Source organism: Pseudomonas sp. JDS08PS003 (genome assembly GCF_045013505.1).
Taxonomy (GTDB): Bacteria; Pseudomonadota; Gammaproteobacteria; order Pseudomonadales; family Pseudomonadaceae; genus Aquipseudomonas; species Aquipseudomonas protegens_B.
Genome location: NZ_CP120724.1, coordinates 6,196,594 through 6,211,205 on the forward strand (window position 1 = coordinate 6,196,594; position 14,612 = coordinate 6,211,205).

The 14,612-nt window shown below is 60.7% G+C and carries 16 protein-coding genes; 9 read left to right on the forward strand and 7 right to left on the reverse strand.

Annotated features, from left to right (window positions below):
- Positions 1–83: 83 nt before the first annotated feature.
- Positions 84–3,002, forward strand: a complete 2,919-nt coding sequence (locus tag P7C00_RS27610) for a DUF748 domain-containing protein (RefSeq protein ID WP_404937690.1) — start codon at positions 84–86, stop codon at positions 3,000–3,002.
- Positions 3,003–3,189: 187 nt separating this feature from the next.
- On the opposite strand, the gene P7C00_RS27615 is transcribed toward P7C00_RS27610, so the two are convergent.
- Together P7C00_RS27615 and P7C00_RS27620 are read right to left on the reverse strand one after the other, a co-directional pair.
- Positions 3,190–3,546 (reverse strand): BON domain-containing protein, encoded by a 357-nt coding sequence (locus P7C00_RS27615; protein WP_346636016.1) that lies wholly within the window; start codon positions 3,544–3,546, stop codon positions 3,190–3,192.
- Positions 3,547–3,785: 239 nt separating this feature from the next.
- Positions 3,786–4,202, reverse strand: a complete 417-nt coding sequence (locus P7C00_RS27620) for a pilin (RefSeq protein ID WP_346636015.1) — start codon at positions 4,200–4,202, stop codon at positions 3,786–3,788.
- A 225-nt stretch (positions 4,203–4,427) separates the two neighbouring features.
- Here P7C00_RS27620 and P7C00_RS27625 point away from each other — a divergent pair, with 225 nt between their 5' ends.
- Genes P7C00_RS27625 through yacG form a run of 4 tightly spaced genes read left to right on the forward strand, consistent with a single transcriptional unit; the run spans position 4,428 to position 7,340 of the window.
- Positions 4,428–5,645, forward strand: a complete 1,218-nt coding sequence (locus tag P7C00_RS27625; RefSeq protein WP_404937691.1) for a type II secretion system F family protein — start codon at positions 4,428–4,430, stop codon at positions 5,643–5,645.
- 2 nt (positions 5,646–5,647) lie between these two features.
- Complete coding sequence (locus tag P7C00_RS27630) at positions 5,648–6,520, forward strand: prepilin peptidase (protein WP_404937692.1); 873 nt, start codon at positions 5,648–5,650, stop codon at positions 6,518–6,520.
- Complete coding sequence (gene coaE, locus P7C00_RS27635; RefSeq protein WP_346636012.1) at positions 6,517–7,140, forward strand: dephospho-CoA kinase; 624 nt, start codon at positions 6,517–6,519, stop codon at positions 7,138–7,140. Before P7C00_RS27630 ends, coaE begins: the two co-directional genes overlap by 4 nt.
- Positions 7,137–7,340, forward strand: coding sequence for a DNA gyrase inhibitor YacG (yacG, locus tag P7C00_RS27640; RefSeq protein WP_404937693.1), 204 nt, complete (start codon positions 7,137–7,139; stop codon positions 7,338–7,340). The genes coaE and yacG overlap by 4 nt, the downstream gene beginning before the upstream one ends.
- Before the next feature lie 19 nt (positions 7,341–7,359).
- Here the strand turns inward: yacG and P7C00_RS27645 are convergent, their stop codons facing one another.
- The 3 genes from P7C00_RS27645 to P7C00_RS27655 form a co-directional block, all read right to left on the reverse strand.
- Entirely contained in the window at positions 7,360–7,575 is a 216-nt protein-coding gene (locus P7C00_RS27645) for a hypothetical protein (protein ID WP_346636011.1), read from the reverse strand.
- Between the two features lie 63 nt (positions 7,576–7,638).
- Positions 7,639–8,328 (reverse strand): energy-coupling factor ABC transporter permease, encoded by a 690-nt coding sequence (locus tag P7C00_RS27650; protein ID WP_346636010.1) that lies wholly within the window; start codon positions 8,326–8,328, stop codon positions 7,639–7,641.
- The gene (locus tag P7C00_RS27655) at positions 8,325–8,792 is read right to left on the reverse strand and encodes an FAD/FMN-containing dehydrogenase (RefSeq protein WP_346636009.1); all 468 of its coding nucleotides are present in this window, start codon (positions 8,790–8,792) and stop codon (positions 8,325–8,327) included. Before P7C00_RS27655 ends, P7C00_RS27650 begins: the two co-directional genes overlap by 4 nt.
- Positions 8,793–8,937: 145 nt before the next feature.
- Between P7C00_RS27655 and P7C00_RS27660 the strand changes: the two genes are divergently transcribed.
- From P7C00_RS27660 to P7C00_RS27670, 3 genes are all read left to right on the forward strand, one after another.
- Entirely contained in the window at positions 8,938–9,567 is a 630-nt protein-coding gene (locus P7C00_RS27660; protein WP_123724495.1) for a DUF1780 domain-containing protein, read from the forward strand.
- Positions 9,568–9,756: 189 nt separating this feature from the next.
- Complete coding sequence (locus P7C00_RS27665) at positions 9,757–9,930, forward strand: DUF3094 family protein (RefSeq protein ID WP_043274580.1); 174 nt, start codon at positions 9,757–9,759, stop codon at positions 9,928–9,930.
- Positions 9,931–9,990: 60 nt separating this feature from the next.
- Positions 9,991–11,289, forward strand: a complete 1,299-nt coding sequence (locus P7C00_RS27670; protein WP_102865469.1) for an NAD(P)/FAD-dependent oxidoreductase — start codon at positions 9,991–9,993, stop codon at positions 11,287–11,289.
- A gap of 50 nt (positions 11,290–11,339) precedes the next feature.
- Here the strand turns inward: P7C00_RS27670 and P7C00_RS27675 are convergent, their stop codons facing one another.
- Positions 11,340–12,242, reverse strand: coding sequence for a proline iminopeptidase-family hydrolase (locus P7C00_RS27675; RefSeq protein WP_346636008.1), 903 nt, complete (start codon positions 12,240–12,242; stop codon positions 11,340–11,342).
- A 93-nt stretch (positions 12,243–12,335) separates the two neighbouring features.
- On the reverse strand, positions 12,336–13,094 hold the full coding sequence (locus tag P7C00_RS27680) for a LuxR family transcriptional regulator (RefSeq protein WP_346636007.1): 759 nt from the start codon (positions 13,092–13,094) through the stop codon (positions 12,336–12,338).
- Between the two features lie 298 nt (positions 13,095–13,392).
- On the opposite strand from P7C00_RS27680, the gene P7C00_RS27685 reads away from it, so the two are divergent.
- On the forward strand, positions 13,393–14,604 hold the full coding sequence (locus P7C00_RS27685; protein WP_404937694.1) for a M24 family metallopeptidase: 1,212 nt from the start codon (positions 13,393–13,395) through the stop codon (positions 14,602–14,604).
- Positions 14,605–14,612: the final 8 nt, after the last annotated feature.

Genomic DNA, 14,612 nt, shown 5'->3' on the forward strand with positions numbered 1-14,612 from the left:
ATCCTGAAGACTGTGATGGTTTCGGAACCGTAAACGCGTGCCATACTCCAAGGCACTTCCGATTCAGATAGATGAAGCCTCGCATGACCAAAGGATTGATTCGCGCTCTCTGCGCCTTGTTGACCGCTCTCGCCCTTTACAGTCTGCTGGGCTTTCTGATTTTGCCGGGCATTGCCTTGCGGGTGGCCAACCAGCAACTGGCCAACTACGCCACGACTCCGGCTCATATTCAGCGTATCGAACTCAACCCCTTCAGCCTGGAACTGACCCTCTGGGGCCTGAGCATCGGCGAACCGGGCAAGGAGCAAATTGCCTTCGAGCGCCTTTACGCCAATCTGCAATTGGACAGTCTGTGGAAACGCGCCCTGCATCTGGCGGACGTCGAACTGGACCAGCCCAAGACCGAGATCCTCTTCGACAAGGAAGGCAAGCTCAACCTCCTGGCCCTGTTCAAGCTGCCTGCCAGCGAACCGACCCCGAGCGATCCCGACGCCAAGCCGTTTCCCGTTCGCATTGAACGCATCAAGCTGGCGGGCGGCTATCTGCACTTCAAGGACCTGCGCCCCAGCGAGCCCATCGAGTTTCTCTACAACAAACTCGACTTTGAATTGAAGAACCTCAGCACCCTGCCGGATGACAGCGCCGACATGACCCTGGTGGCCACCGGCCCGGAAGGCGGACAGATCGACTGGAGCGGCAACTTCAGCGTGACCCCGCTGACTTCCGAAGGCACCTTGAAAGTCACCGACGGCAAGATGAAAGCCTGGTGGCCCTATGTACGTGATGCCGTACCGCTGGTGCTGGAAGACGGCGTGGTAAACCTCAGCACCCACTATAAATTCAGCCTGACCAAGGAAACCGAACTGCTGCTGGACAATACCTCCATCAGCATTGCTCCATTTGCCATCAAGGCCCCGGACGGTCGCCCCCTGGCGCGTCTGGAGCGCCTGGATATCAGCGAAGCAACGGTGGACCTGGCCAAGCAGCACGTAATAGTCGGCAAGATCCGCAGCCAGAAGCTGGAGACCTGGGCCGCCCTTGAAGCCGATGGCCAACTGGACTGGCAAAAGCTCTTCGCCAGCCAACCCGCCAAGCCGGCCGCCAAGCCTCAGCCAGCCACAGCCGACACCCCCAAGGATCCCGCAGCCCCCGGCAAGCCCTGGCAGGTTCTGCTCAAGGACGTGGAGCTGCGCAACTATCAGGTGCACCTGGCCGACCGCCAGGCCAAACCGGCCGTGGCCCTGGATGTGGGCCCGCTGAACCTGGACCTGAAGAACTTCGACAGCCTCAACCAGTCGCCTTTCACCCTAAAGCTCGATACCGGCCTGGGTAAACAAGGCAAGGTCAGCGCCACCGGCGAGGTCAACCTCAACCCCATCACCGCCAAACTCAAGGTGCAGACCAAAGACATCGACCTGCGGGTCGCCCAGTCCTACATCAGCCCGTTCATTCGCCTGGAACTGCGTAGCGGCATGCTCGGCAGTGACCTGGCGGTGGACCTGAAGAAAGTCGAGCCGCTGACTTTCAGCATCACCGGCCGGGCCGAAGTGGATCAGTTGCACACCCTGGACACCCTCAAGACCCGCGACTTCGTAAAGTGGAAACAAGTGGTGGTGGAGGGCCTGAACTATCAGCACGGTGACAGCCTGACCATCAGCCGAGTCAACCTGATGCAGCCTTATGCGCGCTTCATCATCAACGATGACCGCACCACCAATATCGACGACTTGCTGATTCCACAACCCGCAGGTGGCAGCAGCAAATCCTCGGGCAAGCCCGCCCCAAGCTCCAGCAAGCCACTGGGTATTCACATTGGTGAAATCGCCATCAACGATGGTTCGGCCAACTTCGCCGACCTGAGCCTGACACCGAACTTCGCCACCGCAGTCCAGCAACTCAACGGGCATATCGGCACCATCGACAGCCGCCAGGCCAAGCCGGCGGAAGTGGACGTCAAGGGCAAGGTCGACCGTTATGCTCCAGTGACCATCAAGGGCAGCGTCAACCCCTTCGATCCAATGGCCGCACTGGATATCGCCACCAGCTTCAAGCGAGTGGAGCTGACCACCCTGACGCCCTATTCCGGCAAGTTCGCCGGTTTCCGTATTCGCAAGGGCCGACTCAACCTCGACTTGCACTACATGATCACCAAGGGCCAGCTCAAGGCCGAGAACAAACTGGTGGTCGAACAACTGCAACTGGGTGAAAAGGTCGACAGCCCGGACGCCGTGGACCTGCCGATCCGCCTGGCCGTGGCCCTGCTGAAAGACACCGACGGCAAGATTTCCATCGAGTTGCCGATTTCCGGCGACCTCAACAACCCGCAGTTCAGCGTAATGCCAATCGTCTGGCAGACCCTGCGCAATCTGGTGCTGCGAGCAGCCCAGGCACCCTTCAAGTTCATTGGCGGCCTGGTCACTGGCGGCGGTTCCGAAGACCTGAGCAATGTGTCCTTCGCCCCGGGCTCCAGCGAGTTGAGCAAGGAGTCCGAGTCGGCCCTCACCACCCTGGCCAAGGCCCTCAAGGAGCGTCCGACCCTGCGCCTGGAGATCGAAGGCACTAGCGCCCAGAGCAGCGACGGTCCACTGATCGCCGAACAGCGTCTGGAGCGTGAATACCAGTACAACTACTACAAGATCCTGCAACGGCGCGGCGACAAGGTTCCAGCCCAGGCATCCTTGCTGCAGGTTCCCGAGGGCGAGAAATCGCCATTGCTCGAAGGCATCTACCGCACCCGCCTGAAACAGCAACCTCCAGCCGAATGGGCCCAGCTCAGCCGCGACGAGCGCAGTGCCAAACTGCGTGAGGGGCTGATCAAGTTCTGGAGCGGCAGCGACGTGTTGCTGCGCCAACTGGGCCAGGAACGGGCCAGCAGTATCAAGGACTTCCTGGTGGACAAGGGCCAGTTGGCCGATGACCGGGTCTACTTCATTGATGCCAACCTCGGCCAGGCCGAAAGCGACGGCAAGGTGGTCACCCCGCTGCACCTGGACAGCGAGTAAGGCCCGCGCCGCCTTGAGCGGCGCTACTTTACCCCCGCCCAATAGAACAGGCCCCGACACAATGTGCCGGGGCCTGTAATGATCACATCCTTGTGATCTTCCGCATGAACCCTTGAAAGAAGCGGCAGACGTATCACTTGGCTCGTCTACCGCACCCTCTCCCTGTCCAGGCGAGAAGCTTGGGGTCTTACTCGGCTTTCAGGCCGTCGGCAGAGACCGCTTTAACGCCTTTGATTTTCTTGGTGATTGCCACTGCAGTGGCTTTCTGCGACTCAGTAATGGCCACGGTGGACGACAGCGATACGACGCCCTTGTTGGTTTCAACCTTGATGTCGGTGCCAGGAATGCCTTTCTCGGTTACCAGATCGCTTTTCACTTTGGTGGTGATCCAGGTATCGGAGGTGGCCTCTTTGGCCTTGGTCACTTCACCGGCAGCCACAACCATAGGCGACTGGGTGCTTTGAGTGGTCTGCGCAAATGCTGCGTTGGCCATGGTCAGGGTCAGAGCGGTAGCAGTTGCAGCAGCAATAGCGAACTTCTTCATACGAGTAACTCCTGTTCTTTTAGAAAGCCTGCGCCGTGTCCTGGCAACAGGGTTATGAGGGATATTGCAGGTGCTGTGCCAAGTCTAGACACTATAAAATATTCATAAAAAACAATGACTTATAATGAAGCCGAAAAATCGACATCATGCAAAATGCATGACCGCCCAACAATCTGCATGCAAGTTGCGGCTTTTTCGATGCGGTCCATCAAGCCCGCTCCACAGCAGCCTGCCGAGACTTAGGCGTCGTCCGTAACGCAACCCTTGGGCGCATAGTCGGCCTCCACTGTGGTGGTGCACGTCCATCCGGAAGCTGGCGAACGGCTCAGTACCAGCGTCTTGTTCAACACCGGGCCCGGAGCATTGAGGAGGGTGCAGCCAATACTGCCTTCACCGGTGGCTGCCGTGCCCTCGGCATTCATTCGGCAGTTCGACGTCAGGGGCGTGCCACCGGCCAGGGCCAGAGTCGGATCGGTCCCCTGGTTGAGCAGGTCCTCGACATTGACCTTCAGCGCCGACGCCTCGGCCAGCGCGGCAATCATCTTGGCCCGCACCTGGTACTTGGCATACAGCGGCATCGCCACTGTGACGAGAATGCCAATGATGGCTACCACCACCAGCAATTCGATCAGGGTAAAAGCGGATTGATGTTTCATGGGCTGCCTCCTGGCAAGAATGCACCTTGGATAATCAGCAAGGCTTGAAGCATGCCCTGTGCCAGGGTCGCCCCCACGGAATTCAAGGGCTGCAGCGGTGATAGCCCATGGCCTTGAGCGCAAGGAGTCGCACAAACTGACAAATTCCGTCATCTCGTGACCCTATGCGGCAGGTGCCCGGCAGCTAGGCTTCAGGAAGCTCACCCCTGCATCAAGGATCGAACCATGACGGTAAAATCACCCGTTGCCAGCGTCTATCTGTGGCAAGGCACCGACGGCCAGGGCCACAAGATGGCCGGCGAGTTGAGCGCTGCAAACCCGGCGCTGATCCGAGCCCAATTGCGCAGGCAGGGCATCACTCCAACTCGGGTACGCCGCAAACCCAGGGTCTGGTTGCGACTGGGTCAGCGGGTCAAGGCCCGGGAGATCGCCCTGTTCACCCGGCAACTGGCAACCCTGATGCAGGCCGGCGTGCCCCTGCTGCAAGCCTTGGAAATCATTGCCGAGAGTTTCGTCCAGCCGTTGATGCGCCAACTGCTGGCCAGCCTCAAGCGCGACATCGAGGCCGGCTCCAGCCTGGCCACGGCGCTGCGCCGGCATCCGCGCCACTTTGACGAGCTGTACTGCAATCTGGTGGATGCCGGTGAACAGGCCGGAGCCCTGGATACCCTGTTGGAAAGGGTCGCCACCTACAGGGAAAAAAGCGAGAACCTCAAGGCCCGGGTAAAAAAGGCCATGGTCTACCCCCTGGCGGTGATCGGCGTAGCCATCCTGGTCAGCAGCATTCTATTGCTCAAGGTGGTTCCCCAATTCCAGAGCCTGTTCGCCGGGTTCAATGCCCAATTGCCGCTACTGACCCAATGGGTCATCGCCCTTTCCCACGTCATCCAGAGCCACGGCGGCTGGTTGCTCAGTGCCGGCCTGCTGATGGGGGGCGGGATCAGGCAGGCCTATCGGCGCTCGGCGCGCCTGCGGGACGCTGTGGATCAGGGACTGCTGCGCCTGCCCTTGGCCGGCCCCCTGCTGCACAAGTCCGCAGTGGCCCGCTACGCCCGCACACTCGCCACCACCTTCGCGGCTGGCGTGCCCCTGGTTCAGGCCCTGGATTCAGTGGCCGGAGCCAGTGGCAACAAGGTCTACAGGCAAGCGGTGGAGCGCATCCGCCAACAGGTGGCCAGTGGCATGCAACTGAACTTTGCCATGCGCGCCAGCGGCGTCTTCCCTACTATGGCGATCCAGATGACCGCCATCGGTGAAGAATCCGGAATGCTGGATCATCTGCTGGAAAAAGTCGCAGCGCATTATGAGGTCGAGGTGGACCACTTGGTCGACAGCCTGACCAGCCTCATGGAGCCGTTGATCATGGTCCTCCTGGGCAGTATCGTCGGCGCCCTGGTGGTAGCCATGTACCTGCCCATCTTTCAACTCGGTACAGCGATCTGAACATGTCCTTGACTGAAGTCATGACCCTTTACCCCATGGCCTTCGTGACTGCCGCCCTGGTGCTGGGGCTACTCGTGGGCAGCTTTCTGAACGTGCTGGTGTGGCGTCTGCCGAAGATGCTTGAACGCGACTGGCGGGCTCAGGCCCACGAAGTGCTGGGACTGGCCCCCGAGCCTGTGACGGCGCCCTACAACCTGCTGCTGCCCCACTCCCAGTGCCCCCATTGCGCACAACCGATCCGGCCCTGGGAGAACATCCCCCTGCTCAGCTATCTGTGGCTGCGGGGCCGTTGTGCTCACTGCAGGACCGCCATCAGCCCGCGCTACCCGCTGACCGAACTGGCTTGCGGGCTGATCTCGGCGTTCGTCGCCTGGCACTTCGGTTTCGGCTGGCCCGCGGGCCTGCTGCTGATCCTCAGCTGGGGGCTGCTGGCCATGAGCCTGATCGACGCCGATCACCAACTGCTGCCGGACGTGCTGGTGTTGCCACTGCTGTGGTTGGGACTGATCGCCAACAGCTTCGGGCTGCTGGCGAGCCTGGAGGATGCCTTGTGGGGCGCAGTGCTCGGCTATCTGTGCCTGTGGTCGGTGTTCTGGCTGTTCAAACTGCTGACCGGCAAGGACGGCATGGGCCACGGCGACTTCAAGCTGTTGGCGATGCTTGGCGCCTGGGGCGGCTGGCAGATCCTGCCGCTGACCTTGCTCCTGTCTTCCCTGGTGGGAGCGATTCTCGGCACTGTCCTGTTGCGCCTGAACCGGGCCAAAACTTCGACGCCCATCCCCTTCGGCCCCTTTCTGGCCATTGCCGGCTGGATTGCCTTGCTCTGGAGTGGTCAAATAACCGACTTCTATTTGCAGTTTGTCGGTTTCCAATGACTCGCTCCGTAAACACACCCTGGACCCTCGGCCTCACCGGCGGCATCGGCAGCGGCAAAAGCGCTGCCGCCCAGCACTTCATCGACCTGGGAGTGCATGTGATCGATGCCGATCACGCTGCTCGCTGGGTGGTGGAGCCCGGGCGCCCGGCCCTGGAACAGATTGCCCGGCACTTTGGTGACGGCGTGCTGCAGGCCGATGGCCAACTGGATCGTGCGGCCCTGCGCAAGCTGATCTTCGAAGTCCCCGAACAGCGACGCTGGCTGGAGGCGCTATTGCACCCGCTGATTGCCGAGGAGATCGTCAGCCATCTGGCCCGTGCCGAATCGCCCTATGCGATTCTGGTGTCGCCACTGCTGATCGAGTCAGGCCAGTCACGGATGACCCAACGGATTCTGGTGATCGATGTGCCGCAACAATTGCAGATCGAACGCACCTTGCAGCGCGACCAGATCAGCGAACAGCAGGTCCAGGCGATTCTTCAGGCCCAAGCCAGCCGCGAGGAGCGCCTGCGTCACGCCGACGATGTGCTGGTCAATGACCGCGATCAGGCCTGGTTGCGCAGTGAGGTCGAACGCCTGCATCACTTTTACCTAACTTTGCGTGGAGGCCAGTCATGAGCCAACCCCTGACCGTTGAATGCCCAACCTGTGGCGCCCCCGTGGAATGGACCGAGGCCAACACCAACCGGCCGTTCTGTTCCGACCGTTGCAAATTGATCGATCTGGGGGCCTGGGCTGCCGAGGAACACAAGATTCCAGTGAGCCCGGATGCCGAGGACGAACTGTTCTCGGAAGAACTGCCGCCCCGCGCTCACTGAGTGCTCGAACCGACGCCGATCAGGGCCGCATGAAGCTGTAGTCCTGATCGTCATCGAGGTTCTCCGCGAGGAACTGCAACTCGTCAGCCAGATCCTCGATGCTACGTACACTCTTGCTCTGCTGCACCACCGCACTGAGCAGCGCCCGCAGGCTCAACCCCGGTTCAAATCCTTCCTGCTGGGCACTGTGCAGACTGTCGCACACTTCCTGCCGAGCCCACTGATAGACACTCATGACCGCACTCCTGAGATTTTTGCCGAGCATGCAGCGCGGCCCCAGGCTCGGAGTTGATATGGATCAAGGGCGCGGGTCCTCATCCTTCCAGGGCGCAGAGAGGTAGCGGGTGCGATTGAAGGTTTCCAGCCATTCCGGGCAGAACACCACCAGGGCACTGATCACCATGCCGTTGATAAATGCCTCCGGAAAGATGATCAGCCAAAGGTAACCGACAAAATCCTCCAGCCATTCGGGCATGACAAAACGCCCGTCGAGCCACAAGAGCCCCAGGCCGCAAAGCAGGCAGAACAGCGCCGACAGGGCCGCCGCGAAGAACCCGGAGCAGAAGATATAGACGAAGGGGTTGCGCGGCTGGGCCCGTTCCACCAGCCAGGCACAGGCCTCGGTTACCGCCACCGGCAACAGGATCAGCAAAACGCCATTGACCCCCAGCGCCGCCAGGTCCTGCCGCCCCAGGGCCAGCAACCCCAGTTGCGCAATCAGGCCACCGACAATCGCCAGAGGCCAGTCCAGCAGTAAGGTCACCGCCGTCATGCCGATGAAGTGATAGGACACTCCTGTGTCGAAATCCCGGCGCACCAACCACAGCAGAAACAGCGCAAACACTGTTCCGAACAGTAAATGCTGACGGCGACTATCGGTGAACAGCTCGACCCAGGGCGCCCTCAGCACCGCCCAGATCACTACCGCCACATACAGCAGCCAGCCGATGCTCAGGCTTTCCGGTGACAGCAGCGCCGCGCTGATCATGGCCGGACTTTCTCCAGCGCGGCCTGCAGTTGCTCGACGGTAGCGAATTCCTGCCGAGACACCAATTGGCCATCCTGCAGTTGCAGCCACAGGACCTTGTCCTCGGCGGCAGGGTAACGAGAGGCCACACGCCCTTCGCGGTCGAGCATCACCCGGTAGGGATAGTCACGCATGGCCGGCACCGCGAACAGCTTGGCGATCAGCGCTGGCATGCGCTGGATATCCGCGACAAACACCCCGTGACGCGCCTGCAGATAATCCTTGGGCTTGTCCTTGAGCGCCCCGTTCACCACCTTGGCCGCGTCCATACCTCGCGCCACCAGAAGGATCTGCGCCTGGGAATCGAGGCTGTAGGCTTGATCGAACTGATCCAGCAAGGTCCAGGGTGCCAGACGCTCACCGACTTCAAGGGCCTGGGCCCACAAGGGCAACAGGCCCAGCAACAGAATTGACCAGCGCTTCACTGCACACTCCTTATCGAGGGGTAGGACGGCAAACAGTCTACACCGCCCCTTGGCAGCCTCCAGCAGGCACTGCCGGAGACCGGGTGCAGAGGTTTTTCGAGAAGCGTAGTTTTTAAGGTCATATTTGAGCGCTAAGCTTGGGAATATGGATGACTCAGATTTTTTGCGCCTGCTCACCATTCAGGCCGAACAAGCCAACGCGTTTCTGTCCAATGCCCGCAAATGGGAGCGTGAGCGTTGGGTCTGCCAGCGCCTGCTGCAAGGCCTGAATATTCCCTATCGCAACGACGAATTCAGCGCCGCTGGGCAGGAGCCGCCGGATGTGCTGTTTCGCGATGCCAGCTTCGAGGTGTTCTTCGTCCTTGATGAAGGCCGCCGACTCAATGATGAATGGCGCGACGAGCTGCAACGCCGGCGCAGCGCATTTTCCCTGAGCCAACTGGTACGGCGCGAAGCCAAGCCCAAGCGCATCCCGGCCAACGAACTGTTGCTGCGCCTGGCGCCGACCCTGCGCAAAAAGGCCCACAACTACAAGGAGCGGGGGATGGACCTGGGGGAACTGGACATCATTGCCTTCGCCGCCCTCAAGCGCGAAGTGCTGGACCTGAACAGCCACTTCCCACCGCCCACCGAATACCTGCGCCAGGGCTGGCGGTCGCTGTCGCTGGTGGGACCGACCTTCGCCCGGGTGCTGTTCGCCCACCCGGATGCGCCGGAGTTTCTGCGCAGCAACCTGGGCCGCAGTATCGTTTTCGACGTCGGCATCAGTTTGTAAAGTCCGTCAATCCGCCTCCCGTGGGCATGGCGCAATATCCCGAGCAATGGTAAAAAAGCGCTCTTGCCTGCCAACGCCGGGACCTCGTCATCGAGCCCCCACGCGGCAGCGGCTATGCTCGGTAAATGCTCGATTGCATCGCGCTGTAACATTCCCCTGTGTTGCGACGTCTACCTGACGAGGCCCTTTATGAGCAGCCGCCTGAACCCCGACGACCAACGCCATGTCGAAGAATACCTGCAACTGCCCCAGCACCGAGTCGAGCGCCGGCCCTTTCGGCCGTGGATGCTCCTTGTGGTGGTGGTCGTGGTGACGGTCGCCCTGGGCCTGTTGAGCCGTTTTATCAGTTACCTGACGCTATGAGCTGCATCGCGCTCGCTCGGTTGACTGCACCGATTTCTTTTAGCCTTGCGAGATATCCCCATGACTCATCGTATTGTCATCGTTGGCGGCGGCGCCGGCGGCCTGGAGTTGGCGACCCGCCTGGGTAAGACTCTGGGCAAGCGCGGCACCGCCAGTGTGATGCTGGTGGACGCCAACCTGACCCATATCTGGAAACCCCTGCTGCATGAAGTGGCCGCCGGCTCACTGAACTCCTCTGAAGACGAACTCAACTACGTTGCCCAAGCAAAATGGAACCACTTCGAGTTCCAGCTGGGCCGTATGAGCGGGCTCGATCGTCAACAGAAAAAGATCCAACTGGCTGCCACCTATGACGAGGAAGGCACAGAACTGTTGCCGGCCCGTGAATTGGGCTACGACACCTTGGTGATCGCCGTGGGCAGTACCACCAACGACTTCGGCACCCAGGGTGCCGCCCAGCATTGCCTGTTCCTCGACACCCGCAAGCAGGCCGAGCGCTTTCACCAGCAACTGCTCAATCACTACCTGCGAGCCCACGCCGGGCAGACAGATGCCGTGGAACAGATCAGCGTAGCCATCGTCGGCGCCGGTGCCACCGGTGTGGAGTTGGCGGCGGAACTGCACAACGCCGCCCATGAGCTGGCCGCCTACGGTCTGGACCGGATCCTCCCAGAAAACATGCACATCACCCTGATCGAAGCTGGGCCACGGGTGCTGCCGGCCCTGCCCGAGCGCATCAGCGGGCCGGTGCACAAGACCCTGGAGAAACTCGGGGTCAAAGTACTGACCAACGCGTCAGTCAGTGAAGTCACCGCCGACAGTCTGATCACCGCTGATGGCCAAACCATTCCCGCCAGCCTCAAGGTGTGGGCAGCAGGCATTCGCGCGCCGGGTTTCCTCAAGGACATCGACGGCCTGGAAACCAACCGCATCAACCAGCTCCAGGTACTGCCAACCCTGCAGACCACCCGTGACGAGAACATCTTCGCCTTCGGCGACTGCGCCGCCTGCCCGCAACCGGGCAGCGACCGTAATGTGCCGCCACGGGCCCAGGCTGCGCACCAGCAAGCCTCATTGCTGGCCAAGTCGCTGAAACTGCGCATCGAAGGCAAGGATCTGCCGACCTACAAGTACACCGACTACGGCTCGCTGATCTCCCTCTCGCGCTTCTCGGCGGTGGGCAACCTGATGGGCAATCTCACCGGCAGTGTGATGCTCGAAGGCTGGCTGGCGAGGATGTTCTACATCTCGCTCTACCGCATGCACCAGATGGCCCTGTACGGGGTGTTCCGCACGGCGATGCTGATGCTCGGCAGCCGGATTGGACGAGGCACCGACCCACGCTTGAAGTTGCACTAAGCGCTTGAACGTACGCCCCGCTACGCAAGGTAGCGGGGCGCATGGGCGGGCTAGAGGCACTCATCCAGAAAGCTCACCACCGTTCCCATACAGGCAACCCGCTCCTCGATATGAGGCATGTGGCTGGAGTTCTCGAACAGTGCCCAGCGGATGTCCGGAACGTTCTCCAGATAGGGCTTGACCACTGCTGGAGTCGCTTCGTCGTAACGTCCTGAGATCAGCAGACTCGGCACCTTGATCCGTGGCAGGCGCTCGACAATGCTCCAGTCCTGCAGGTTGCTCAGTAGAGGGAAGTTCTCAGCCCGCTGCGGCGCACCTTCCATCGCGGTAGCGCAACATCCCCTGGAAAAGATTCGCACCACCTCTTCCGGCCAAGGCCGAAGCCGGCAAACGTGCCGCTCAAAATATACTTGCGAGGCCTGCACATATTCGGCGCTATGGAGGGTTCCAGCCTGTTCGTGGCCAATCAGCGTCTGCAAGACCCCCTCTGGCAAAGCCTCACGCAAACCCAGGGTTTCAGCCTGCCAGGTCCGCATGTCGGCCGGAGCATTGGCAATGATCAGGGCACGCAGGCCCGCTGGGGCCAACGCGGCATGCTCGCTGGCCAGAGCCCCACCCCAGGAATGCCCGAGCAAGGCGTAATCCTCACTGATGCGCAGGTGATCCAGAAGATTGTTCAGCTCCTCCAGATACAACTCGACGCTCCAGAATGAAGAGGGCTTGCCCTCCAGGTGAGTGGAGAATCCACTGCCGAGGTGATCGAACTGAACGATTGCCCGGCCACTGGCAGCCACATCCCTGAAGGCATCCACAGTGTCATAAGTGCAGCCCGGGCCACCGTGCAGTATCACCAGGGGCGTCAGACCATTCCGCAGATCCCCCGTCACCCGATACCAGGTCTGCCAGGAGCCAAAGGAGGCATAACCTTCCTGTGGTGGTTTACTTGCTTTCATTGCGCATCACTCCCTGATGACGATCACCCTGTGTCTTTCAATCTTCGGCCTGCACCCAGCATCAGCGATAAGACAGGGCCACTTGTGCTCGCTTCAGTTTTCCAACAAACGATAGTGAACTGCTCGAACCACGGCCTGAACCCGATTCTTGGCGCCCAACTTGTGCATCGCCGAGGTCAGATGCAGGTTGATGGTGGCCACGGAACGCTGCAGGCGCTCAGCAATTTCGCCGGAGGTCATGCCCTCGGCCGCCCATTTCAGGCACTCGCGCTCACGCCTGGTCAGTTGAACCGGATAGCTGCGAATACTTTTACTGAGCTGCGGATAGAGGTGTTCCTGCAGCGCATGAGAAAGAAGTGTGAAATCCCTCAGGACCTGTTGCAGGTCATGCAAGGCCACCTGGGTACTGCCCGAGCGCAAACCGGTCAGGCTGGCGAAACCACCCCCAGGCAAGTGGATGGGAACGGTCATGCCATGGGACATCTGATGATGCTGCAGGTAACTCGATACCGGCGCGTGCTGCTGACCCATGGCCTGGCGCAAGACGGTTTCCGCCTCGGGCCTGTAGGACCAGATAAAGGGAGAGGTGCTGTCCAGAGCCACCTGCTGGACCGGGTCGATATGGTAATACCCCTCGTCGCACCAGAGCTCCAGCCAGTCCTTTGGGGTATTGCAGACCATTGCACTGGGAATGATCAGCTCGCCTTGCTGATCAAAGGGCACCGGACTGTAGTCGTAAACCAGGGCATCGAACCCCAGCGCCGAGGCCATGTCCATGGTCCCCGCCATTCGCTCATGCAATGAGTTTCCTGGCAAAAGACGTGTGTTAACTTCCGCGAGCCTGCTTTGCATCCGTTCAGTTTCCTTACTGTCTGATCCTTAACAGCAGGGCCTAGAATGCCACGCTCGATAGGAACCGGCCAGGCAAAACCTATAAGAACTACCAGGTTGTGCTACCCGCCGTCGACGTGCTCTTCATGAGCGAGGCCCATGTTGCACCCTCACCCAGCCCCTTTGAAAAGCAGCGCTGGCGACCACCTCAAGGTCGGTACCACGCATGCCTGCACCGCCCCTATCTGTTGCAATGCCACTTCATGGCCCACCCGAGTGTGGCGCCGCGCATCGCTCATTGCAGACAAGGACCCGTGCCATGCAGATGCCCAAGACCCTTCAGATCCGCAACGGTGAAAAAGTCCCTTCAACCTTCTCCGCGCAGGAGTACGCCCAGCGCCTGAGCACGCTGCGAGCCTATATGGCCCGACAGGATATCGACGCGGCGCTGTTCACCTCGTATCACAACATCAACTACTACGCCGACTTCCTGTATTGCTCTTTCGGCCGCCAGTACGCCCTGGTAGTGACCCGGGAGCGCACGGTGCTGATCAGCGCCAATATCGACGGAGGGCAGCCTGGGCGTCGCGCAGTCTGTGATGCTCAGGTGGTCTACACCGACTGGCAACGGGGCAATTTCTTCGTTGCGGTCAAACAGGCCTTGCCCCAGGCAACACGGCTGGGCCTGGAGTTCGACCAGCTCACCCTGCCCAGCCACCAAGCCTTCGTCGAGCTATATCCCCGGGCACAACTACTGGATATCGCCGCGCAGTGCATGACCATGCGCATGCTCAAGTCAGCAGAAGAACAGGCGCTGATCCGCCAGGGCGCACGCATCGCCGACATCGGTGGGGCCGCCGCCATCGACGCCCTGCAGGATCAGGTGCCGGAGTACGATGTGGCCCTGCACGCCACACAGGCCATGGTTCGGGAAATCGCCAGGACCTTTCCCGCAGCCGAATTGATGGACACCTGGACCTGGTTTCAATCAGGGATCAATACCGACGGCGCACACAATCCGCTGACCTCGAGGCGAATCAGGCCGGGAGAGATCCTCAGCCTCAACTGCTTCCCGATGATCGCCGGTTACTACACCGCGCTGGAGCGCACACTGTTCCTTGGCCATTGCCCCGACGCTCATCTGCGGGTTTGGGAAATCAACCTCAAGGTGCATGAGGCCGGATTGCGGTTGATCAAACCCGGCGTCCGCTGCAGCGACATTGCCCGAGAGTTGAACGAAATCTACCTGGAACACGACCTGCTGCAATACCGAACCTTCGGCTACGGCCACTCGTTCGGCATCCTCAATCACTACTACGGACGCGAGACCGGGCTGGAGTTTCGTGAGGACGTGGACACAGTGCTGGAGCCCGGCATGGTGGTGTCCATGGAGCCGATGATCAGGTTGCCCGAAGGCAGGCCAGGTGCCGGTGGCTATCGGGAGCACGACATTCTGATCGTCAGTTCCCTGGGCGCGGAAAACATCACCCGGCTACCCTATGGACCACAGCACAACATCATCGACCGCTGAAGCGACGA